This is a genomic window from Chitinophaga varians, from assembly GCF_012641275.1.
GTDB lineage: Bacteria > Bacteroidota > Bacteroidia > Chitinophagales > Chitinophagaceae > Chitinophaga > Chitinophaga varians_A.
Genome location: NZ_JABAIA010000002.1, coordinates 937,435 through 958,409 on the forward strand (window position 1 = coordinate 937,435; position 20,975 = coordinate 958,409).

The window sequence follows — 20,975 nt, forward strand, 5'->3', positions numbered from 1 at the left end:
CCTGCTTTTCAAACATATCAATTCACAAACCTTCAAAACCTGCAGACATGAACAAGATTACAGTAAAAGACGGCACTGAGATTTACTACAAAGATTGGGGAACTGGTCAACCGCTGGTATTCCATCACGGCTGGCCGCTGTCAAGTGACGACTGGGATGCCCAGATGATTTTTTTCCTGAACCAGGGGTTCCGGGTGATCGCTTTTGACCGCAGAGGCCATGGACGCTCCAGCCAGACAGCCATTGGACATGATATGGACACCTACGCATCTGACGTAGCGGAACTGGCGAAAGCGCTGGACCTAAAAAATGCGGTGCATATCGGTCACTCTACCGGTGGTGGGGAAGTGATCCGCTATGTCGCTAAATACGGACAGGGACGCGTGGCCAAAGCGGTGCTGGTAAGTGCTGTAACGCCTATTATGGTGAAGAATGACAACAACCCTGACGGCGTTCCGATGTCTGTATTCGACGAAATACGCGTCAATACTGCCACTAACAGGCAACAGTTTTTCCAGGACTTCACCATTCCTTTCTATGGTTACAACCGGGAAGGCGCTAAAAAGTCCCAGGGCATCATGGACAACTGGTGGCGCCAGGGAATGATGGGCGCTATCAAAGCTCATTATGATTGTATCAAAGCGTTTTCAGAAACGGATTTCACCGAAGACCTGAAGAGCGTGGATGTGCCTGTGCTGGTGATGCACGGCGAAGATGACCAGATCGTTCCGATTGCTACTACCGGCGTAAAAGCTGCCCAGCTGCTGAAGAACGGTAAACTGATTTCCTATCCTGGTTTCCCGCACGGCATGCCTACTACGGAGGCTGCTACCATCAATGCGGACCTGCTGGCTTTCATCAAAGCGTAAAATAACTGGAAGTTGCTTATGAGTGCAGCCCGGGACCGCCCGGGCTGCTTTCCTGTTGCCCTGCCCCTGAAATTCTTAATCTAGATTAATCCGTTTTCTTAACCTGGTTCATAGGCCGGCCTGCCGGTATAACGGAACTTTGTAGTATAAACATAAAGGCAATGGTACAGTACATTTTTCATAAAGCAGACAGCCGGGGACATGACCACCATGACTGGCTGGACAGCCGCAAGACATTCAGTTTTGGCGACTATTACAATCCCCGGAGAATGGGTTTTGGCGCCCTGCGGGTATTGAATGACGATACCCTGCCGGCTGGTAAAGGATTTGGCCTTCATCCGCATGATAATATGGAGATCATCAGTATCCCGCTGAAAGGCAGCCTGAAACATGAAGATTCAGCCGGTAACAAGGCCGTCGCCGCCGCGGGGACCATTCAGGTGATGCATGCCGGCAGCGGCCTGTTTCACAGCGAATACAACAACAGCCAGGACGAAGTGGCCGAGTTCCTGCAGATCTGGGTGTATCCTGAAGAGCTGAACACAGCGCCACGGTACACGCTGGGACAGCTGCAACAGGACGCCACCAGGAACCGTTTGCATGCATTCATCACGCCTGACAGCCCGGAGGGGAGCTATGTCCGTAAAGACGTATGGTTCAGCACCGGCCATTTTGATCATGGCACTGCCTTTACCTATCCGCTTCACCTGTCGGACAACGGCGTGTATGCGTTTGTGATAGACGGCCGCTTTTCCGTTGATGGAAAAGAGCTGTCCGCAAGAGACGGGCTGGGCATATCAGGGACTTCAGCAATTGAAATAAAAGCACTGAGCGATGACGCGCGTCTATTGCTTATGGAAGTGCCTATGGTGATTCATCAGTAATAACTATCAACATGAACAACAATATGTCGTTAAAACTGCTCGCCATCGGATATGATCCTGCCATTATGCAGGTGGTAGAGCGGCTGCTGAACAGTCATGCAGGGTGGGAAGGTATTGTTGCCCTCACCAAAGAAGATGGCCTGGAGAAAATAAGGGCCGGCAACTACCATGCAATACTGCTGTGTGTAGGCGTAAGCGCGGCGGATGAAGAAACATTCCGCGAGGCTGTCCGCATGCATCATCCATCCACTATCGTTATCAGACATTACGGAGGCGGCAGCGGGCTGCTCGAAAATGAGCTGCGCGCCGCACTTGATCACAATAAAAACTAACACTATGGAAAATAAAATACTGGGACTTCATCATATTACCGCCATTGCGGCCGATGCCCAACGCAACTACGATTTTTATACAAAAGTACTCGGACAGAGAATGGTCAAAAAGACCGTTAATTTTGACGATCCCGGCACGTACCATTTCTACTACGGTGATGAGCATGGTACACCAGGTACTATCCTGACTTTCTTCCCCTGGGAAAATATTATGCCCGGCCGCACCGGCACGGGCATGGCCACGGAAATTACCTACGCGGTGCCCGAAGGCAGTCTGGAGGCATGGAAAGAACGTTTGTCCCGTTTTAATGTTTCTTTCTCCGAAATAACAGAACACTTCGGCGAACCTTATCTTTCTTTCACTGATCCTGACGGGCTTCAAATCAACCTGATGGTGCCGAAAACTCCCGATACCCGCACGCCATGGCAGACAGCTGAGGTAAAAGCGGATATCGCTACCAGGGGTTTTCACAGCGCTACTTTGTCACTGAAAGAAATAGACGCTACCGCCGGCGTACTGACAGACATCTTCGGTTACCGCCTGCTGGCACAGGAAGGGAACCGCTACCGCTTCATCACGGACGCTGTGGCCAATGCAGGCGTCATCGATCTGCTGGCGCTGCCTGATGGCCAGAGAGGACATACCGGCGCAGGCACCAATCACCACGTGGCCTTCCGGGTGGCGAACGATGCGATTCAGATGGAATACCGGGAAAAGATACTCAGTAAAGGATTGGAGATCACTCCTAAAATTGACAGGGATTATTTCTTCTCTCTTTATTTCAGGGAGCCGGGTGGCGTACTGTTCGAAATTGCAACTGATAATCCCGGTTTCACCGTGGACGAACCGCTGGAACAACTGGGCACCGGTCTTAAACTTCCGAAACAGTATGAACCGGTCAGAGGTGAGATTGAAAAAGTATTGCCGGTATTAAAATAGTTTTCAAATGCATAAAGAGAATATTGTTACAGCAGGGAAACCAATAGCCACGGCGTCGAAGGCGTTGATCATGGTGCATGGCAGGGGCGCTTCGGCAGAAGATATCCTGTCGCTGGCCAGGTGGTTGCCGGTGAGCGATTATGCATTGCTGGCGCCGCAGGCCACCAATCATACCTGGTATCCGCAGTCTTTCCTGGCGCCGCCGGCGCAGAACGAACCGTGGCTTTCTTCCGCGTTGGACTTACTGAAAAAAATGACGGACGATTTGCAGCAGCAGGGCATTGCGCGGGAGCATATTTATTTTCTGGGCTTTTCCCAGGGCGCCTGCCTGACACTGGAATTCGTTGCCAGGAATGCTGCGAAGTATGGTGGCGCCGTGGCTTTCACCGGTGGATTGATCGGCGATAAAATATATCAGGAAAATTATAACGGTACTTTTGATGGAATGCCTGTCTTCATCGGCAGCTCCAATCCCGATTTCCATGTACCCGTGCAACGGGTACATGAATCTGCTGCCATCTTACAAAAGATGGGAGCGGGCGTAACGGAAAAGATATACGACAATATGGGACATACCATCATCGAAGATGAGATCAGGCTGGCCAGCGAACTGGTATTTAGTTGACCGCTATTTCTTTTTCTGTATGGTGCTTCTCACTTTGCTTAAAAATTCGGGCGATACTCCCAGGTAACGGGCTATCTGGTTCTGTGGCACGCGTTGCACTACCTGGGGGTATTTTTCGAGAAAAGCAAGATACCGCTGCTCGGCAGTTTGTGATACAAGACTGTGAAAACGCCGTTGCAGCGCAAAGAGCGAGCGTTGGATCAGTAACCGGAACAAAGTCTCGAACTTCGGTATTTTTTCATACAGGGCAGCTTTGCTTTTACGGTCTATGATCAGCAGCTCACAGTCCTCCAGTGATTCGATAAACATATTGGAGGGTTTCTGCTCCGTAAAACTGTAAGTGTCGCTCACCCACCAGTCTTCTATGGCAAAGGACAAAATGGTTTCTGTGCCGTCATCGCTCAGGTAATAGGTGCGGATACAACCTTTAACGATATATGCTTCAAAGTCACAAATTTCACCTTCCTGCAACAGGTAAGTACGTTTCCTTACCCGCCTGAATTTAAGCAGGGAATGAAATAACTGGCGCTCTTCCGGCGTCAGGGAGATGATACGGTCCACGAATTGATCAATCTGTTCAAACATAGTCTACTAAAGATAGGTTATTAGATGTTGTGCCGCTTCCAGCTTTTTATAATGGAAGTTACCCGTACAGCCAAACCATATACCGGATCGTATGTTGCTGATTATCAATTTGTAATATTTTTACAATAAAATATGGTCTTACGATATATCGTAAATTTATAAGCGCTTTTGTAATATTGTATGATGAACACACAGATTTCCGGTAAAAACGATGAATTTGAAACGCTGCTTTGTTTTTCGAAAGCCATAGCGGCAGCCCGGCACCGCGCTGATCTGTGGGAGATCGTCAATGAACAACTGCTGGAAAACATCGGCGCGAGTTATTACACGCTTTGCCTCATCCATGAAGATACTCGTACCCACTCGCCCTTTCTGTACAGCCAGGAAAAGAAAATAAAAACCGTCACCGGAGAAAGCCCGGTCATCCATCTGCAGCATCCTGTTGATGATGGCGTCTTCAACAAGGCTGTTGAGACGGAAGAACCGGTGGTGTTTGAGCTGCGAAGCCTGATACGCCAGCGGAACATTCCAGCCTATGTCATTCACTGGTATAATTCCGGTGTGAAGGAAATGATGCTGGTAAGGGTTTGCAACGGTAAAGAGCCCAAAGGGGTCTTGTATCTCTATGCCATGAAACAGGGCGTTTTTTCAAAGCGCCGGTTCAGTTTTTTCAAAAGCATCGCAGACCAACTGGGAACGGGCGTCTCCAATATCCTCGCGAATGAAAAAATAGAATTGCAGCTGGAAGAAATCCGGAAATATAAAATACAGCTGGAGCAGGAGAACAGTTATCTGAAGGAAGAACGGAAAAAAGAAAAACATCTTACCGGAAAAGCGGTCGGCGATTCCCCGGCTATCCGGAAAGTATATGACCTTGTGTCAAAAGTAGCGTCATCCGATGCTACGGTATTAATCCTCGGAGAAACCGGTACGGGCAAAGAACTGATTGCGCACCAGGTACATGACGCTTCGCCGCGGCGCGACAAACTGATGATCAAGGTGAACTGCGCCGCCATCCCGGCCAGCCTGCTGGAAAGTGAATTGTTCGGCCACGAAAAAGGCAGTTTCACCGGAGCCCTGGAAAGGAGAATTGGCAAGTTTGAACTGGCCGATAACAGCACGCTTTTCCTGGACGAAATAGGAGAGCTGCCGCCGGAAATGCAGGCCAAATTACTGCGGGCTTTGCAGGAAAAGGAAATTGAACGGATCGGCGGAAAATCGGTAATAAAAGTAAATGTGCGCATCATCGCCGCCACCAACAAAAACCTGGAAGCGGAAATTATTGCGGGCCGTTTCCGCAGCGACCTGTACTACCGCCTCTGCGTGTTTCCCATTATGCTGCCACCGTTACGCGAACGCAGAGAGGACATACCGGAGCTGGTTTCTTTTTTTATGGAGAAATATGCCGCCAGCAGTGGCAGAAAGATAGACGGCATCGCGCCTAAAGCACTGGAGAAATTAAAGACATATGCCTGGCCGGGCAATATCCGGGAACTGGAACACCTGATAGAAAGAACGGTGCTGCTTACCTCCACTAACGTTATTACAGAAGTGAGCCTGCCGGCCAGGAGTAAGATGTTGTTCGCTCAGCCGGGGGCTGAAACACCAGTGCGTTCACTCGCAGACGTGGAACGGGAACACATCCTCAAAATGGTGAAACTGTCAAAAGGCAGGATATCCGGGCCTCATGGCGCAGCGGCCAAGTTACAACTGCCTTCCACCACGCTGATCTCGAAAATGCAGAAGCTGGGTATCCGCAAGGAACATTTTATTGATACCGGGAAAGAATCTGATTAAGCCTTGCCGGTTGATAAATCCAGCCTGCCTGAAGTAAAGGCCCAATAGGTCCAGAGTATGGCGCACAGTATCAAAGCGCCGCCGGGCCAGCAAAAGGAAAGCAGGAATGCCGACACATGCACCGGAATGCCATACTGATAGTTTCGTTTTATTTTCCTGATGGCGGCATTGCTGATTTCCGGCCGCAGCAGTTCCCTGTTCCGGCTGGCAATGCTCCATAATAAATTAAAAGCAAGGTTGATCAATACAAACAGCCCGGTATACACCGCCACGGCCACGGTCAGGGAAGGTGTGCCATAGTAGCGTGCCAGCAGGGCGGTCGGATAGGAGATACAGGTAGCTAAAAACAGTACCAGTCCGTTCGCAAACATCAGCGTGCTGTTACGCCGGTAGATCTGCTTGAACATCTTGTGATGGTTGACCCACATAATGAAGATGCTGAAAAAAGACAGGCTGAAAGCCAGGAAGGACGGCCATTGTGCCAACAGGCTGCTGGCAAGCGTGCGGGCGTTGTCGTTACTATCGGCATCGGGTATACGTAGTTCCAGTACCAGCAATGTGATCGCAATCGCAAACACGCCATCGCTGAAGCCTTCTATTCTTGCCGTTTCTTTTTCCATCAGGCAGTTTATTTATAGGTGGTTTTTATACCGAGTTTTTTCATCTTTGAATACAGCGTTTGCGCAGACACTTTAAGTACTTCCGCTGCGCCCATTTCGCCGGATACGCGGCCGTTGCAGGCTTTCAGCACTTTCAGGATGTGCGCCCTTTCCATCTCTTCCATCGTTTCCAGTTTTTCCGCTGCAGCGATCTGCGGCATGCGGGACGCCGGTACTTCTATAGCACTGATTTGTTCCCCGTCGGTCAGGATGAACTGTCTTTCTATCAGGTGTTCCAGTTCCCGGATATTGCCCGGCCAGTTGTGCTGTTCAAGCGTTTGCAGGACTGTTTCACTTATGCCGGATACTTTTTTGCCGGTGTTGCCGGAAAGTTTTTGCAGGAAATAAAGGGCCAGCGGACGGATATCTTCTTTGTGTTCGCGCAGCGGCGGCAGTGCAATGGGAAATACGTTGAGCCGGTAGTAGAGGTCGAGCCGGAACCGGCCTTCGGCCACTTCTTTCTCCAGGTTTCTGTTGGTAGCGGCAATCACGCGCACGTCCACTTTGGTGAGCTGGCCGCCGCCGAGTTTTTCGATTTCTTTTTCCTGCAGGGTACGTAGCAGCTTCACCTGCGCTTCCAGCGGCAGTTCCCCGATCTCGTCGAGAAAGAGGGTGCCGCCATGCGCCTGTTCAAATTTGCCAATACGCTTTTGTACCGCGCCGGTGAAGGCGCCGCGTTCGTGGCCGAACAACTCTGATTCCAGCAGGGAAACGGGCAGGGCCGCGCAGTTGACGGTGATGAAGGGTTTATTTTTCCGTAATGAATTTTTGTGAATGGCACGGGCAAAACGTTCTTTGCCGGTGCCGCTTTCGCCCAGCAACAATACGGAAGTATTGGTGGGCGCCACTATGCCGGCCTGCTCCTGTGCTTTTTTCATGGCGGTACTGCTGCCGATGATATCCGGATCGAGCGTTGTTTCCACAGGCATGGCGGCCGTCTCCTCTCTTATCATACCGGTTTCCACGCCGTGGCGGTAACGGGCGATATCGAGCATGACAAACAGGTCACGCTCCCGGAACGGTTTTACGAGGAAGCCATATGGCTGGGTGGCCTTGGCAGCTTCGAGGGTTTGTTGGTTGGTGTTGGCGGAAATATACAGGAACGGTATCCGGAGCTGCAATAGCTCTTTGGCCAGTTCAATACCGCTGGTGGGCGTTTTCAGGATGATGTCCAGCAGTACCCAATCCGGCTGTTTTTGTGCAATCAGCGTTCTGGCCTGCTCCACAGAGGCGGCAATGCCGCACACATCGTAACCGCCTTTGACGAGCATCATTTTCAGGTCGTTGCCCACAATGAACTCGTCTTCTACGATCAGTATTTTTTCTTTGTCAGCCATAATATCAGTTTGCCTGGTTGATCGATCTTATTAAAAAAAGCACCTGTATGGAAACACCTTCCTCACTGCTTTTTATCTGAAAGGAGCCTTCCAGCTGTTCGGCCAGCCCTTTCATGAGGCTCATGCCCAGTGACGGGGACTCTTCCGGAACGAAGTCGTGGCGCAGCCCTGCGCCATCGTCAGTAATGGCCAGCCGGCAATATTGCGCGCCATCTTTTTTCAGGGTGATCGCCACGGTGCCATGACGGTCGCCCGGAAAAGCGTACTTGATGGCGTTGCTTACGGCTTCATTGAGGACCAGTCCCAGTGGAACGGCCTGTACTACGTCCAGCAGGATGACTTCACTATCGATGCAGAAAGTGATTTTAGCGCCGGTATCAAAGCTTTCCTCCATAAATCCTGTCAGTTCCCTGATATACCAGTGCATATCGATGGCGCCGAGATTGTCTGTATGGTATAGCCGCTGATGGATCAGCGACATGGCATACATGCGGTGCTGGCTGTTTTTGATGGCCGCAATGGCGTCGGCATTATCGAGGTAGCGCGATTGTGTGTTCAGCAGGCTGATGATGATCTGGAGATTGTTTTTCACCCGGTGATGTATTTCTTTCAGCAGCCATTCTTTTTCATCCACGAGTTTTTTCAGCAGTTCATTCTGTGCATGGATGGCTTCCTGTTGTTTTTCCAGTCGTACAGCGTTCTTTTTCTTCAGCCGGTACCTGTTGTACAATAATGCCAGTATGAGCAGCAGTGCACAGATGCTGCCGGTGATCACATTGCGGAACACTCTTCCTTTCTGGAGGGAGATTTCCTGTAGCTTGCTTTTCTGCGTCAGCAGCTCAATGTCTTTATCTTTTCTTTCTGTTTCGAATTGTAGCCGGAGCACATCGAGTTGTTTGCTTTGCGTAGTGCTGGTCACTGAATCCGACAGCTGTTTATAATGCTGAAAGTGCGTGATGGCGCCGGGAAGATTGCCCAGTGCGGAGTCGGAGCGGAAAGCCAGCAGTGCGGCTTCTGCCTGTCGCACCAGTCCGCCGGGGAATTCCCTGGCGTGTTGCTGGTAAGCGTTGAGATACGGTGCAGCATCGTTGAAGCGGCCTGTTTGCTGCAGATAGAAGATCAGTGCCAGTCTGACCACCTGTGTGAAGACTGGTATTTCCTCTTCGTTCTCCAGTATTTTTTTCAGTTTCTCGTAGTGCGGAGCGGCCTTAGACAAGGCATGTAGTGCGATATAATCTCTCAGGTAACCGATTTCAATCTGTATTATTTCGTGTTTCTCCAGGGCCGTAGGCAGTTTTTCCACTACATGCAGGGTGTCCAGGCTGCTGGTATATGCTCCCTGGTTCCGCAGGGCGTCAGAGATGTTAAGCAATAATGCTTTGATGGTGCTGGTATCGCGGAGTGTTCTTGCATGTGCCAGCGCTTTATCAAAATAGTCAAGCGCCTGGTCATAGTATTGTACGCTGAAATAGTTAAGGCCAACGCGGTTGTAGATGGTGGTCATCAGCGGTCCCTGTTCTCTGAGCTGTTCAGCTGTTTCCACTGCCAGCAGGTTGTAACGGAGCGACTGTACAAAGTTATTGGCACCGTGGTAAGCGCCGCCGATCACAGAGTACAGGCCCTGTAGCCGCTGGTAGCCGGTTTCCTTGTAGATGGCCAGTGCTTCCAACAGTACGCGCAGGGCGCCGTCATAGTCTTTGTTTACCTGCATGAGGTCACCGATGAACTCTTTCAGCTGTGCTGCGGATTGTTTTTGCCCGTTTTTCAGGTAGATGTCTGTCCCTTGTTGATATAACGCGATTTTGCGGGGAAGGTCTTGCGGTTCGTTGGAGTAGGTGCCCCCCAATTCAATGATGGCCTGTGCTTTCTCGTTGATAGTGCCATATTGGGTAAGCAGCTGCAGGGCTTCTTCGCTGCTGCCCCTTCCCTGGCCAGCATGCCCGGATTCACGGAAGGCCTTGGTCCGCAGCAGTTTGCTCAGACCAAGGCCTCTGGGGTAATTGATTTGCCGGCTCAGGGCTTCCATCTGGTCTGCCATCCGGAAGGCCATGTTCATATCTTCTTCCCATGACTCAGGTTTGTCGAGGAAGGCTTCGCCCACGCGCAGCATGCGGGCAATAGTGGCCGTATCGGCCTTGCCATGCCGGAGCAGCTCACGGGCTTTGCCTGTGTCGGTATCTGACTGTGCCAGTATAGATGCCGGTATCAGCAGGTACAGGAGCAGCAGTACCTTCCGCCGGGAATTGATGATGAATGAAAGCATAGGTTACCCTTCTTTTGGCGCGGACATTTCTCCCTGCAGGTAACAAATCACGATGGCCACGCCGGGAACGACGATAGCGCCCAGCCCCACCCACCGGGCCATCAGGGCGCCGATGAGACAGCCAGCCAGGAACCCGCCGATGGTGACAGTTTGCTTTTTAAGGCTGGACACCGAAATTTCATTGCCCGGCGTACCTTTCCTGATAAGATTACCCAGGTCCAGCGCGGCTTGTGTGACATTTCCCGTCATCATGGTAGTAGGGCCATGGGTCTCTTTGGCAAAGAGCTTCCCGAAGGCGTTCTGCAAGCCCATACCCAATACAGTGACCATGACGATAAGATAGGTTACCGGTTTTTCTTCCAGAGATGTTAATATCGGCAGGAAAAAAGCAGCTATTCCGCAAGCCGTCAAAATTAGGCCTTCTGCCAGTAAAATGCGGTATTTTTTTGCTGATTTTTCTGCCAGCCATCCGCCGGCCATGACAGCTATCACAAATACAGGAAAAGTGAGCAGCTTGATCCACGCGGCGGCGCTGGTGCTTCCGGAAGATACCTGTGCGGCAAACACGATGAAGTTACCGGTAACATGCGCGGAGAAAATGGAATCGCCGGACACAAAAGTGGCGGTATCGCAATATCCTGCCACCCATGCCAGCAGGAAGGTCACCCAGTTAATACTATGTTGTTGTTCTGTCATACCGGTTATAATTTATTCCAGGTGTGCTCTGAGCATCCAGGCCATTTTTTCATGTGTTTCCATCAGCCCCGTGATATAGTCGCTGCTGCCCGCATCATGCAGGGCGGTGGCATAGCCATTGATGTTTTCCCGGAGATGGATAAGAATGCTTTCATGATCATGCAGCAGGTCTTTGATGAACCCTGTGCTGTCATTTTTCTCTCTTGTCATTTCTGTGAGATGGGTAAGGGCGAGGAATTCTTTCAGCGTGGCGGGAGGAAAATGTCCCAGCGTACGGATACGTTCTGCCATGCCGTCGATGATCTCATCCAGTTGCTGGTATTGGCTTTCAAAGAACAGGTGCTTACTGTGAAAATCGGGCCCTGTTACGCACCAGTGGGCTTTCCGTGTTTTAGTGTACAGGATGAATTCATCTGCCAGCATTTTACCCAGTGAATGGGCCACGGCGGCCAGGTGTTCTTGTTTGATACCGATATTGGTTTGCATGTGTTAAAGATTTAAAATAAGTGAGATAGGTATTGTACGTCGATGGAATAACGTCCCGGCCCCAGTACCAGCAATAATAACAGGCATAAGGTGTACATATAGGGAACGTCCCGCACCTCGGCGCTGTCCTTACGGTGTACCACAAAATAGCCGATGGCGGTCACGCCGATAGTAGGCAGGACAGCCAACCGTGTACACAGCCCCAGTGCCATCAGGAACGGCACGACTGTATCGGAGAAGGTGGCCACCCATCCGTTCAGCTTTTCCGGCAGATGTAACGGATTGGGAACGTGTTCCTTCTGACCGTTTTCCAGCCGGAATTTTTTCATGCCGTGTACGCGGAACAGCTCCAGCGCAAGCAGCAGGCGGAAAGCCAGCAACGCATAGTTGTTGAGCATACTGCCGGCATCCGAATACAGGATATGTTGGATGATATCTTTCATAAAAAATATTTAGAAAGCAAAACAGGAGCATCCGAAGACACCCCAGAAAGCGGTGTAGTTATTGACCGGGATATTACTTAACCGGGCAGCATTATGATCATGGCCATGCACATCGCAGCTGCCGGCACAGCAATGCACCTGGCTGGCCACGGCGGCGGCAGGTGCTGCCACCTTATTCCCGGCCGCGGAATAATAACCGCCAAACTGGTTGACAGGCGACCAGTCCGGCAGCACAGCGATGGGAGCAGGTGAAAAATGAGAGAACTCATCGCGGGCATATACAATTTTGCCGCCTACGACCGTCAGGACGGATTCAATATGTTTGATGGCTTCCTCCCGTACTTCAAAATAGTCGGCGCCCAGTACGGCCAGATCGGCCAGCTGACCGGTTTTGATGCTGCCTTTGTTATCCTGTTCGCCGGAGAACCACGCACTTCCTTTGGTATATAATTCGAGCGCTGTTTCCCGGCTTATTTTGGTGGCATCATCATACAGCTGGTGACCGCCCACAGTTTTGCCGGCAGAAAGCCAGTAAAGTGCTACCCATGGGTTGTAGCTGCTGACGCGGGTGGCGTCTGTGCCGGCGCCTACCGGTACGCCTGCCTGCAACATCCGTTTTACCGGCGGTGTGTGTGCTGCTGCTGTTTTACCATAGCGGTCAGTGAAGTATTCTCCCTGGAAGGCCATCCTGCTCTGTACGGCGATACCGCCGCCCAGGGCCTTTACCCGGTCGATGTTCCGTTCATCGATAGTTTCCGCATGATCAAATATCCAGTGCAGCCCGTTGAAAGGAATGTCCCTGTTCACTTTCTCGAAGACGTCGAGAAAGCGGGTGATGCTTTCGTTATAGGTGGCGTGCAACCGGAAAGGCCAGCGGTTTTCCACGAGGTGGCGCACCACTTTTTCCAGTTCGGCTTCCATCGTTTCCGGCAGATCGGGCCGTGGCTGCAGGAAATCTTCAAAGTCTGCTGCGGAGAACACCAGCATTTCACCGGCGCCGTTGTGCCGGTACATCTCATCTCCCTGGTGAAGTTTCACCGTGCTGGTCCAGTTTTTAAAATCTTCCAGCTCCTGTTTGGGCCTTTGTGTAAAGAGATTGTAGGCGATCCTGACCGTCAGTTGTTGTTTTTGGTGAAGTTCGCTGATCACCCGGTAGTCGTCAGGAAAGTTCTGAAACCCGCCACCGGCGTCGATGACGCTGGTAATGCCAAACCTGTTCAACTCCTTCATAAAATGGCGGGTGGAGTTGACCTGATGCTCGTAGGACAACTTCGGTCCTTTGGCCAGGGTGGAATACAGGATCATGGCGTTGGGACTGGCAAGGATCAGTCCTGTGGGTTCCCCTTTGCTGTTCTTTTCGATGACGCCGCCGGGAGGAGCGGGCGTGTCTTTGGTGAAGCCCACGGCACGAAGCGCGGCGCGGTTCAGCAAAGCCCGGTCGTACAGGTGCATAATGAAGACAGGCGTGTCCGGTGCGATGGCATTGATTTCATCCAGCGTAGGCATTCTTTTTTCGGCAAACTGATGTTCCGTCCATCCGCCCACCACTCTTACCCACTGGGGAGATGGCGTGACAGCTACCTGCTTTTTCAGCATGGCCAAAGCATCGGAGAGAGATGGCACGCCGTCCCATCTCAATTCAAGGTTATAGTTAAGGCCTCCGCGAATAAGGTGGATATGGGAATCGTTGAGCCCCGGGATGACACGTTTTCCTTTGAGGTCTATCTGCACCGTTGCTGCTGCGGCGTATTGCTGAAGGATGGTATTGTCATCGCCTGCTGCCAGGAACCGGCCATCGCTGATGGCGACGGCCGTGGCTTTTGAATTGGAGGGATCTACCGTATGTATCTTCCCGTTGTATAAAATGAGATCAGCTTTTTTATTCATAAGGAAGCATTTAGTTGTTAAAGGATGCAATGGCTTCTTTGATACCTTCTCCGGCGGTTTCAAAAAACGCGGGACCGGCCAGCAATATGGCTTTGGTCATCGGTTTCACGGGAGAGAGGTGCTGCTGCTGCAGGTAGCGTTGGGTGCGCCAGGCCTGAATAATCCCTTTGGTGACGTTGGCAGCCACCAATGCTGTTGGTGAATCGATGCCGGCATCTTTGATATCGCTGGCGAAGGCAAAGCCGGGCACACCGATACGCGTGGCTTCCCGGAGGGCGATGACGCCTACGCTAACCATCATGTCCGCATTAAAATGGTTCCGGTCCCCCAGGCCGATCAGCAGCAGCTTAGGTGCTTTCATGGCGCCTTTGGGCGGGGTGATCAGCAGCGTTTCGAGATAATGCCCTTCGAATTTTCCACTTTTTCTTAATTCGGTGATCTGTCCTTTGAGCGCGTCGTCGAGATGTACCATGCCGTTGAGTGCAGCAGGCAATGCAGGGGGATTGAAGATGTCGCCTTCGGTGTATTCAAATACGCAGGCAACCTGCAAAGGCGCTACAGCAGCAGAAGGGCCTTGCACCAGTCCTACGATGGAGATGCCATCTACTTTGCCCCATACCTTAGCCGTGCCGATGGGCGTGGTTTTAACGTCGGCATGTTGTGCCACAAGGGTAATGGTATGCAGCAAAAGAAAAGAAACACTCATGGAAATAATGAGTGCTCTGCAACGGGTAATAAATGTTTTATTCATGGTTTATCGTTTTTTACATGTTAGAATTTGAAGCTGACCCTGGTGTTGAAAAACAGGCCGTCTTTGGGCGTAGGTGTCATGTCGCGTATAAAGGCGCCTGTTTTGAAATATTGAAAACCGCAGTTCAGCGATAGGAATTTGTTCATGCTGTACACGAAGCTGGCGAGATAAGCGGTGCCGATATGTCTTTCCGGGGAAGAAGAACCGGCCAGGTTGAATCCGCCGCTGGGCCTGTAAATGCCGTCCTGTAGCGAGTATCGCCAGTTGAGCACAACATCCGCCTGTGCCAGTATCTTCTTACCGATATTGATAGTGGCATAGGGGTGTAAGTCTATCAGGTTTACAGGGCCTATCTGCGGACTGAATCCAAAGTATCCGCCTTTAGGATAAAGGGGATTAAAAGACTGAAGGTCGCCATCTCCTTTTTTCCTGTCGCCGGAGATATAGTCGTTTCGCAGGCTGATGGCCGGTTTACCGGGAAGGTCTTCAAACAGGTAGCCCGCTTCCACGGAGGCGGTCCATGCATTGATACGGCCGCTGCCAAAGGTGCCGAACTGCCAGGCGGCTTCCAGGTTGTAAATGAAACCGCCGCCGTACCGCCATATCCGCGTGCCTGCGGTATGCCGTAGTTCCTTGTTGATACCTTCTTCGAAAGATGAGCGGTCGCGTTTAATACCGATGTAGTACAAATCGATATTGGGAAAAGCGGGAATGATGATTTTGCTGTACAATCCCCACAGGTTCAACTGTTTGCCGCGTTTGTTGTCAAAAGCGCCGGTGTAGGTGGTGTCGGCCATCATGGCAAATCCGTCGATGCTCCATCGTGAGGTGGAATACATCAGTTTGGCGCCGTCGAAATATAACCTGAGGTTAGGGCCTTCCCTGACAGAGATAAGCCTGCCGCTGCCATAATCCAGTTCCTGCCTGCCGGCGCGAAGTATCAGCTGCTGGTCTTTTCTGTTGATGATGGCTGCATCGATGAAGAGGTTCTGTATATTCAGGTGGTCTTCATCGATGGGGCGCGGACCATTGCTTCTGCCGGTTTCCCAGGCGCTTCTGATTTGTGCGAAAATCCTGAACCGTTCGTGCAGGTGCAGGTCTGCATGCACGTCATAACGCTGCAACAGAAACGCGTTGTGCCCAATGCCCAGCCTTCCCCAGTCTTCGTTGTTAAAATCGACATATTCCATTCTGGCCGCACCGCCGAATGAAATATAGGCGTTCCCGTTATTGGACAAGCCGGTGTATTTTATTTTCCGGTAGAAGGTACGGGCAGAATCTTTCAGGCCCGAATAGTCTTCGTCAAAGCGCATCAGCTTAAAGCTTTGCCCTGTTGTCCGGGAAACGGATGAAAGAAATATAATAACGGATATGGTTAAACGAAAAAGACGGGGAAGGCGTTTTAAAGGCAATTGGAACAGGTTTTAGCGAATGAATTAGTGTTGCAGCATGTGGTGGGCATAGTGGATGCCTATGCCATAGGCACCGCCGTATTTCTTCATCAGATCGGTGACAGCCTTATACGTGTCCTGACGGGCCCAGTCGCGTTGCAGCTCCAGCAGGTACTGAATGGATGTCATGGGTTTTACACCGGCATGTATCATTCTTTGTACGGAGCGTTCATGCGCTTCTGCGCTTACATCGCCGCAGGCGTCGGTGATCACGAACACGTCATAGCCTTCTTCCAGTGCGGACAGCGCCGGTCCTACGATGCATACGCCTGTCCACAGTCCGGCCAGCACCAGTTTCTTTTTTCCTTTGCCTACAATGGCTTTATAGGCCGCTTCATCTTCCCATGTATTCATGGAAGTACGGTCGATATAACCGGAGGTGGCCTGCGGATAAAACTCTTCGATCTCGGGAAACACAGGGCCGGAAAAGGATTGTTCTGCTACAGTCGTTACTACAGTTGGCACGTTGAAGATTTTGGATGCACCTGCAACGATAGCGGTGTTGGTCCTCAGCTCGCTCAGTGCAATGCTTTTGGTGGCAAAGCCCATTTGACCTTCAAAGTCGATCAGTACCAGCGCATGATTGTCGGGAGACAATAAGTTGGATGATGGTTTCATTTTTAAAATAGTTTGCGCCAGCAAGACAATTCAGATGCCTGTTTGTAAATTATTGATATGTAATTAGTTATGTGTTTTCGTGGGAATCGGGGCTTTACGGTATTTCGTAGAATTATGAAAAAGCGAAAAAAGCATTTACAGAAAAGCCCCGTTTGCCATGGCAAACGGGGCTGATGATAGCATGCAGGCATATATCAGTTGCCGGATACTTCCTGTGCCGCTGCTGCAATAACAGCGGCCACTTTCTCCGGCTGGGACACATAAAGAGCGTGACTGCCTTTTATTTCCGTGACTTTGGTATTGGAGCGGCGGTACATATTACGTTGGATATCGGGGTGGATGCTTTTGTCATCAGTGGCCACGATGCCAAAAGCGGGTTTGTTTCTCCAGGCGGCAGCAGTGATGGGAGAAAGGAAACATTGGCCGTAAAATGCGCCCTGTGAGGCATACATGAAAGCTGCTTCTTCCTGGCTGAGGTCTGCACAGAAGCCGGCGTGGTATTTAGCTTTGTCATAATACACGATGCCTTTTTCATCCGGCGGCAGTACGCCGTTTTCCGGTGCGGGTGGCGCTGTCTGGAACCACTGCAGCGCTGTTTCATTGTTGTCTGGCTGGAAGGCTGCAATGTAAACCAGTCCGGCTACCTTGGGATGATTACCTGCCTCGGTGATAACGGCGCCTCCCCATGAGTGGCCGGCGAGGATGGCCGGACCATCCTGTGCGTCCAGCGCCAGGTGGGTAGCAGTGACATCGTCTTTTAAAGAAGTCAGAGGGTTCTGCACAACGGTCACCTGGTAACCTTGTCGGGTAAGTGCTTCGTACACGCCTTTGTAGCCGGAGCCGTCAGCGAATGCGCCATGTACCAAAACGATGTTTTTTACTGCGGGGAGGTTTGCTTGATTTTTCATGTTATCGGAGTTTTTGCTTTTTTGTTTCTTGTTAACAATACAAAGGTGCGATGGAAAACGGGCCGCGTTTATGAGCGTATTGCCCGGTGTGTTGTAATAATTTCCCTTTTTTGGGACAGCTGCTTCATTTTGGCTACAATATCCGGTATTAGGGCTACATCCTGAAGAGCGCAGCAGCCGAATTTTGACTCATCAAACAAAATGAGATCATATGAACACAATCAATCACACTTTCTCTTCTAACAGTATAGCGACAAGGAAAGTTTCCTTTACATCAGATGGTATTAAGATAGCGGGCAACCTGTACCTCCCGGCCATGATGGACGCAGCTCCCCGCCCTGCCCTCGTGGTAAGCCACCCCGGCACAGGCGTCAAAGAGCAGACGGCTGGCCTGTACGCCAGGCTGCTGGCAGAGCGGGGATTTATCACCCTGGCCTTTGATGCAGCTTACCAGGGCGAAAGTGAAGGGTTTCCCCGTGGCCTTGAAAATCCTTCTCAAAGAGTGGAGGATATTAAATCAGCTGTTTCTTTTCTCAGCACCCTGCCTGAAGTAGATGCCGGCAAAACGGGCGTGTTGGGTATCTGTGCATCGGGAGGTTATGGTATCATGGCGGCAGCCACCGATCACCGGATCAAAGCGGTGGCCACCGTGAGTGGCGTGGATGTAGGACGGATGTTCAGAAACGGCGCTGATGGCAAACAAAGCCCCGATGTGATACAACAAATGCTGGACCTTGCGGCGCAGGACAGGCGTGCTGTAGCTGCCGGCAAAGAGGAAGGCTCTTTCCCGCTTTTCCCTGAAACGGAAGAACAGGCGAAAGCACAGGGACGGTACGCGTATGAGGGATGGAAATACTATTGCACCAGCCAGGGCCAACATCCACGTTCAGCCAAAACCTTTACCTGGAGCAGCGTGGAACACATCGCGGGTTTTGATGCCTTTCGTTTTGTGGATATGATCGCGCCACGGCCGCTATTGATCATTGCGGGATCTGAGGCAGACACCTTATGGATGGCGCAGGAGGCATTCTCTCTTGCGAAAGAGCCTAAAGCGCTTTTTATCGTGGAAGGCGCTTCCCATACAGACCTTTACCATCAGGAGGAAGCTGTCATCCCGGCTGTTGATGAACTGGAACACTTTTTTAACACAAAACTGTAATGCTGCCCTGCAGGTCTCCTGATCAGGCAGGAGACCTGCAAATATTGTAACTTTAAACATGACGCATATGGAATCCGCTCCTCACCAGATAAACACCATTTCGGAATTGCACCGGCTGCTGGGCCTGCCCAAACCATTACACCCTATGGTGAGCCTGGTCCGTAACTGCGATGTGCATATCCTCCGGGAAGAATTTCCGCAATCGCTTTTCCTGAACTTTTATAAGATCTCCTATATGGAAAACCTCCATGGAAAAGTAAAGTACGGACAAAGCTATTATGATTTTGATGAGGGAGGAATGGTATTTGTGGCTCCGGGGCAACTGCTCACTGCGCCAACGGATGCTGATGAATATGAAGGGTTCAACCTGTTCATACATCCTGATTTCCTCCAGGGACACCCCCTGGCTGGTACTATAAAAAAGTACCATTTTTTTACTTATGCCACCAACGAAGCGCTGCACTTGTCAGATAAAGAGAAGAAGACCGTGCTGTCGGTTTTTGGTATCATTGAAGACGAACTAAATGAACGGATTGACGATACGACGCAGGACGTGATTTTGGCGCAGACAGACCTGTTGCTTCAATACAGCAACCGGTTTTACAAGCGGCAGTTCGTTACGCGTAAAATCATCCACCATGATCTGTTGACAGCACTCGAAAAATTACTGGACGATTATTTCAACAACGAAACAGCACTGATGCAGGGACTGCCCACCGTACAATACCTGGCAGGGCAACTGCATGTCTCTTCCCATTATTTAAGTGACATGCTCCGGTCACTCACAGGACAAAGCGCGCAACAGCATATTCACCGTAAAGTAGTGGACAAAGCTAAAGAGATGTTATCCACCAGTAAGTTGTCGGTTGCGGAGATAGCCTACAATATTGGGTTTGGGCACCCACAATCTTTTAATAAATTCTTTAAAAGCAAAACCAGACTATCTCCGCTGGAATACAGGCAAACGTTTAATTGACAGCAGTCATCATGCTTATTACTGCTTCAATAACACCGCTGGCATACACTTTCGTCCGCCCTACTGTGAACTGCTTTTCAAATGCTATCCTGAAAACAGCGGTCTGCCTTTGCCTAATGCTACGAGCATGATAGTAGTAATCAATCGCCTCTTTCAGTTCTGCACAGGGCTTCTGTACCGTTGCATTTGTCACCAGTGTTTTATTTTTTTGATGTAGGCGGTCAGCTCATTGGCCATCAGCTGATGTTGGGCCAGATCGGGATGACCGCCGCAACCGCTTTGATATTTTCTGCTGTAAAAATATTTGCTCACCTTTTTGTCCTGCATGGCAGCTACTACAGCGGTGATGTACCGCTGCAATATCGGTGAAAAAGCCGGATCTGCCATAGGGCTGTCGATACATACGATAGTGGCCGCGGGGTAGTACGTCCTCAGCCTTTTCAGGAAAGTCACATAAGCCTGGCAGAAGCGGGCAGAGTCCTGTGGACCGTCATTCTCACCCAGGGTGACAGCCACCACATCGGGTTGGTAGTTGGCGAAGTCCCATGGAATGGAGTCACGGTACATATTGACTTTATCAAATACCTTCGGCATGGTATGCGGCATACCACAGCAGCTTTGTACCAGCCCGATACCGGAAACGGAGCTGAGCTGCCATTGAGCATTCAGCTGACGGGCCGTCAGCGGGCCATAACTTTTCCAGGCGTTATGCTGATCGTACCATTGTCCCTGGCCACAGGGCACGGAAGCCTGATCGCTGCCAGACCCGCAGGTGATGGAGTTGCCGATGAATTCAATTTTTCGTACAGGCGATACCGGTAGTGGCAGCAGTTCCTGGCAGCGCAGGCCTGCAAATTCCATGTAACCGATACCAGCCTCCGTATTTTTGCAGATAACGATGGTATGCGGACCTTCGCCCAGTCCCTGGTGCAGGCGGATGGTATCGCTTTTGCCCAGCAACTGCTGGCGGACAGGCGCTTTATTGTCGATGATAATCGACACGTAGTTATGGTTGGTGCCGTATAACATTTCATCATTCAGCACAATCTCACAGCGCGGGCCTTTGAAGCGGGCCGTTACATATACGCCGGAAGCCCAGAAGCGGGGCGTGGCAGGCGTAGAGAAATCGATGCGTCCCACATATTGGAAATAGCCGTTGTCAGCAGGGTAGAAGGTATCAGCGTGGCTCGTTTGCCACAGCAGGCAGCTCAGGAACAGGACAAGGATTTTATACACGGCCATTAAGTTTAGGGGATACTTTATATTTGCGGTTATACGGTAAATTTAGCATTACCGGCCGAATTTTCAA

At 50.9% G+C, this 20,975-nt stretch carries 21 protein-coding genes; 8 read left to right on the plus strand and 13 right to left on the minus strand.

All coding sequences use genetic code 11. The features are described 5' to 3' along the window. Window positions 1-47: 47 nt before the first annotated feature. From HGH92_RS18485 to HGH92_RS18505, 5 genes are all read left to right on the plus strand, one after another. Entirely contained in the window at window positions 48-869 is an 822-nt protein-coding gene (locus tag HGH92_RS18485) for an alpha/beta fold hydrolase (protein WP_168872236.1), read from the plus strand. Between the two features lie 161 nt (window positions 870-1,030). Continuing rightward, window positions 1,031-1,753 carry a pirin family protein gene (locus HGH92_RS18490; RefSeq protein ID WP_168872237.1) on the plus strand — a complete coding sequence of 241 codons (723 nt, stop codon included), beginning with the start codon at window positions 1,031-1,033 and terminating at the stop codon, window positions 1,751-1,753. Between the two features lie 11 nt (window positions 1,754-1,764). After that, entirely contained in the window at window positions 1,765-2,085 is a 321-nt protein-coding gene (locus HGH92_RS18495) for a hypothetical protein (RefSeq protein WP_168872238.1), read from the plus strand. 4 nt (window positions 2,086-2,089) lie between these two features. Continuing rightward, a complete protein-coding gene (locus tag HGH92_RS18500; RefSeq protein WP_168872239.1) occupies window positions 2,090-3,025 on the plus strand; it encodes a ring-cleaving dioxygenase in 936 nt (311 codons plus the stop codon). Between the two features lie 7 nt (window positions 3,026-3,032). Further along, window positions 3,033-3,650, plus strand: coding sequence for an alpha/beta hydrolase (locus HGH92_RS18505; RefSeq protein WP_168872240.1), 618 nt, complete (start codon window positions 3,033-3,035; stop codon window positions 3,648-3,650). A 3-nt stretch (window positions 3,651-3,653) separates the two neighbouring features. Here HGH92_RS18505 and HGH92_RS18510 read toward each other — a convergent pair whose 3' ends face one another. Continuing rightward, window positions 3,654-4,235 (minus strand): Crp/Fnr family transcriptional regulator, encoded by a 582-nt coding sequence (locus tag HGH92_RS18510; protein WP_168872241.1) that lies wholly within the window; start codon window positions 4,233-4,235, stop codon window positions 3,654-3,656. 180 nt (window positions 4,236-4,415) lie between these two features. Here HGH92_RS18510 and HGH92_RS18515 point away from each other — a divergent pair, with 180 nt between their 5' ends. Continuing rightward, the gene (locus tag HGH92_RS18515) at window positions 4,416-6,032 is read left to right on the plus strand and encodes a sigma 54-interacting transcriptional regulator (RefSeq protein WP_168872242.1); all 1,617 of its coding nucleotides are present in this window, start codon (window positions 4,416-4,418) and stop codon (window positions 6,030-6,032) included. On the opposite strand, the gene HGH92_RS18520 is transcribed toward HGH92_RS18515, so the two are convergent. From HGH92_RS18520 to HGH92_RS18570, 11 genes are all read right to left on the minus strand, one after another. Then, window positions 6,029-6,652 (minus strand): TMEM175 family protein, encoded by a 624-nt coding sequence (locus HGH92_RS18520; RefSeq protein ID WP_168872243.1) that lies wholly within the window; start codon window positions 6,650-6,652, stop codon window positions 6,029-6,031. The genes HGH92_RS18515 and HGH92_RS18520 overlap by 4 nt on opposite strands. 8 nt (window positions 6,653-6,660) lie before the next feature. Further along, complete coding sequence (locus tag HGH92_RS18525; RefSeq protein WP_168872244.1) at window positions 6,661-8,028, minus strand: sigma-54-dependent transcriptional regulator; 1,368 nt, start codon at window positions 8,026-8,028, stop codon at window positions 6,661-6,663. A gap of 4 nt (window positions 8,029-8,032) precedes the next feature. Further along, complete coding sequence (locus tag HGH92_RS18530) at window positions 8,033-10,291, minus strand: histidine kinase dimerization/phosphoacceptor domain -containing protein (RefSeq protein ID WP_168872245.1); 2,259 nt, start codon at window positions 10,289-10,291, stop codon at window positions 8,033-8,035. 3 nt (window positions 10,292-10,294) lie between these two features. Next, window positions 10,295-10,987 carry a YoaK family protein gene (locus HGH92_RS18535; protein ID WP_168872246.1) on the minus strand — a complete coding sequence of 231 codons (693 nt, stop codon included), beginning with the start codon at window positions 10,985-10,987 and terminating at the stop codon, window positions 10,295-10,297. A gap of 12 nt (window positions 10,988-10,999) precedes the next feature. Continuing rightward, window positions 11,000-11,473, minus strand: coding sequence for a Dps family protein (locus HGH92_RS18540; RefSeq protein WP_168872247.1), 474 nt, complete (start codon window positions 11,471-11,473; stop codon window positions 11,000-11,002). 11 nt (window positions 11,474-11,484) lie between these two features. After that, window positions 11,485-11,916 carry a DoxX family protein gene (locus HGH92_RS18545; RefSeq protein WP_168872248.1) on the minus strand — a complete coding sequence of 144 codons (432 nt, stop codon included), beginning with the start codon at window positions 11,914-11,916 and terminating at the stop codon, window positions 11,485-11,487. A gap of 9 nt (window positions 11,917-11,925) precedes the next feature. Then, window positions 11,926-13,803, minus strand: a complete 1,878-nt coding sequence (locus tag HGH92_RS18550; RefSeq protein WP_168872249.1) for an amidohydrolase — start codon at window positions 13,801-13,803, stop codon at window positions 11,926-11,928. A gap of 10 nt (window positions 13,804-13,813) precedes the next feature. Beyond that, window positions 13,814-14,554, minus strand: a complete 741-nt coding sequence (locus HGH92_RS18555; RefSeq protein ID WP_247654975.1) for a M17 family peptidase N-terminal domain-containing protein — start codon at window positions 14,552-14,554, stop codon at window positions 13,814-13,816. 20 nt (window positions 14,555-14,574) lie between these two features. Next, a complete protein-coding gene (locus HGH92_RS18560; protein ID WP_168872250.1) occupies window positions 14,575-15,867 on the minus strand; it encodes an alginate export family protein in 1,293 nt (430 codons plus the stop codon). A gap of 123 nt (window positions 15,868-15,990) precedes the next feature. Next, entirely contained in the window at window positions 15,991-16,623 is a 633-nt protein-coding gene (locus tag HGH92_RS18565; RefSeq protein WP_168872251.1) for a hydrolase, read from the minus strand. Between the two features lie 194 nt (window positions 16,624-16,817). Further along, the gene (locus HGH92_RS18570) at window positions 16,818-17,531 is read right to left on the minus strand and encodes an alpha/beta hydrolase (protein ID WP_168872252.1); all 714 of its coding nucleotides are present in this window, start codon (window positions 17,529-17,531) and stop codon (window positions 16,818-16,820) included. Between the two features lie 211 nt (window positions 17,532-17,742). Between HGH92_RS18570 and HGH92_RS18575 the strand changes: the two genes are divergently transcribed. Beyond that, window positions 17,743-18,690, plus strand: coding sequence for an alpha/beta hydrolase (locus HGH92_RS18575; RefSeq protein ID WP_168872253.1), 948 nt, complete (start codon window positions 17,743-17,745; stop codon window positions 18,688-18,690). Between the two features lie 67 nt (window positions 18,691-18,757). Further along, window positions 18,758-19,666 carry a helix-turn-helix transcriptional regulator gene (locus HGH92_RS18580; protein ID WP_317166428.1) on the plus strand — a complete coding sequence of 303 codons (909 nt, stop codon included), beginning with the start codon at window positions 18,758-18,760 and terminating at the stop codon, window positions 19,664-19,666. 189 nt (window positions 19,667-19,855) lie between these two features. Here the strand turns inward: HGH92_RS18580 and HGH92_RS18585 are convergent, their stop codons facing one another. Next, a complete protein-coding gene (locus tag HGH92_RS18585) occupies window positions 19,856-20,902 on the minus strand; it encodes an SGNH/GDSL hydrolase family protein (RefSeq protein ID WP_211092669.1) in 1,047 nt (348 codons plus the stop codon). Window positions 20,903-20,975: the final 73 nt, after the last annotated feature.

Bases quoted from the DNA above. Each gene is read 5' to 3' on its own strand.
- HGH92_RS18500 (WP_168872239.1), top strand. From the start codon at position 2,090: ATGGAAAATAAAATACTGGGACTTCATCATATTACCGCCATTGCGGCC.
- HGH92_RS18545 (WP_168872248.1), bottom strand. From the start codon at position 11,916: ATGAAAGATATCATCCAACATATCCTGTATTCGGATGCCGGCAGTATG.
- HGH92_RS18535 (WP_168872246.1), bottom strand. From the start codon at position 10,987: ATGACAGAACAACAACATAGTATTAACTGGGTGACCTTCCTGCTGGCA.
- HGH92_RS18495 (WP_168872238.1), top strand. From the start codon at position 1,765: ATGAACAACAATATGTCGTTAAAACTGCTCGCCATCGGATATGATCCT.
- HGH92_RS18530 (WP_168872245.1), bottom strand. From the start codon at position 10,291: ATGCTTTCATTCATCATCAATTCCCGGCGGAAGGTACTGCTGCTCCTG.
- HGH92_RS18520 (WP_168872243.1), bottom strand. From the start codon at position 6,652: ATGGAAAAAGAAACGGCAAGAATAGAAGGCTTCAGCGATGGCGTGTTT.
- HGH92_RS18540 (WP_168872247.1), bottom strand. From the start codon at position 11,473: ATGCAAACCAATATCGGTATCAAACAAGAACACCTGGCCGCCGTGGCC.
- HGH92_RS18550 (WP_168872249.1), bottom strand. From the start codon at position 13,803: ATGAATAAAAAAGCTGATCTCATTTTATACAACGGGAAGATACATACG.
- HGH92_RS18575 (WP_168872253.1), top strand. From the start codon at position 17,743: ATGAACACAATCAATCACACTTTCTCTTCTAACAGTATAGCGACAAGG.
- HGH92_RS18490 (WP_168872237.1), top strand. From the start codon at position 1,031: ATGGTACAGTACATTTTTCATAAAGCAGACAGCCGGGGACATGACCAC.
- HGH92_RS18580 (WP_317166428.1), top strand. From the start codon at position 18,758: ATGGAATCCGCTCCTCACCAGATAAACACCATTTCGGAATTGCACCGG.
- HGH92_RS18555 (WP_247654975.1), bottom strand. From the start codon at position 14,554: ATGAATAAAACATTTATTACCCGTTGCAGAGCACTCATTATTTCCATG.
- HGH92_RS18505 (WP_168872240.1), top strand. From the start codon at position 3,033: ATGCATAAAGAGAATATTGTTACAGCAGGGAAACCAATAGCCACGGCG.
- HGH92_RS18515 (WP_168872242.1), top strand. From the start codon at position 4,416: ATGATGAACACACAGATTTCCGGTAAAAACGATGAATTTGAAACGCTG.
- HGH92_RS18570 (WP_168872252.1), bottom strand. From the start codon at position 17,531: ATGAAAAATCAAGCAAACCTCCCCGCAGTAAAAAACATCGTTTTGGTA.
- HGH92_RS18525 (WP_168872244.1), bottom strand. From the start codon at position 8,028: ATGGCTGACAAAGAAAAAATACTGATCGTAGAAGACGAGTTCATTGTG.
- HGH92_RS18560 (WP_168872250.1), bottom strand. From the start codon at position 15,867: ATGCGCTTTGACGAAGACTATTCGGGCCTGAAAGATTCTGCCCGTACC.
- HGH92_RS18565 (WP_168872251.1), bottom strand. From the start codon at position 16,623: ATGAAACCATCATCCAACTTATTGTCTCCCGACAATCATGCGCTGGTA.
- HGH92_RS18485 (WP_168872236.1), top strand. From the start codon at position 48: ATGAACAAGATTACAGTAAAAGACGGCACTGAGATTTACTACAAAGAT.
- HGH92_RS18510 (WP_168872241.1), bottom strand. From the start codon at position 4,235: ATGTTTGAACAGATTGATCAATTCGTGGACCGTATCATCTCCCTGACG.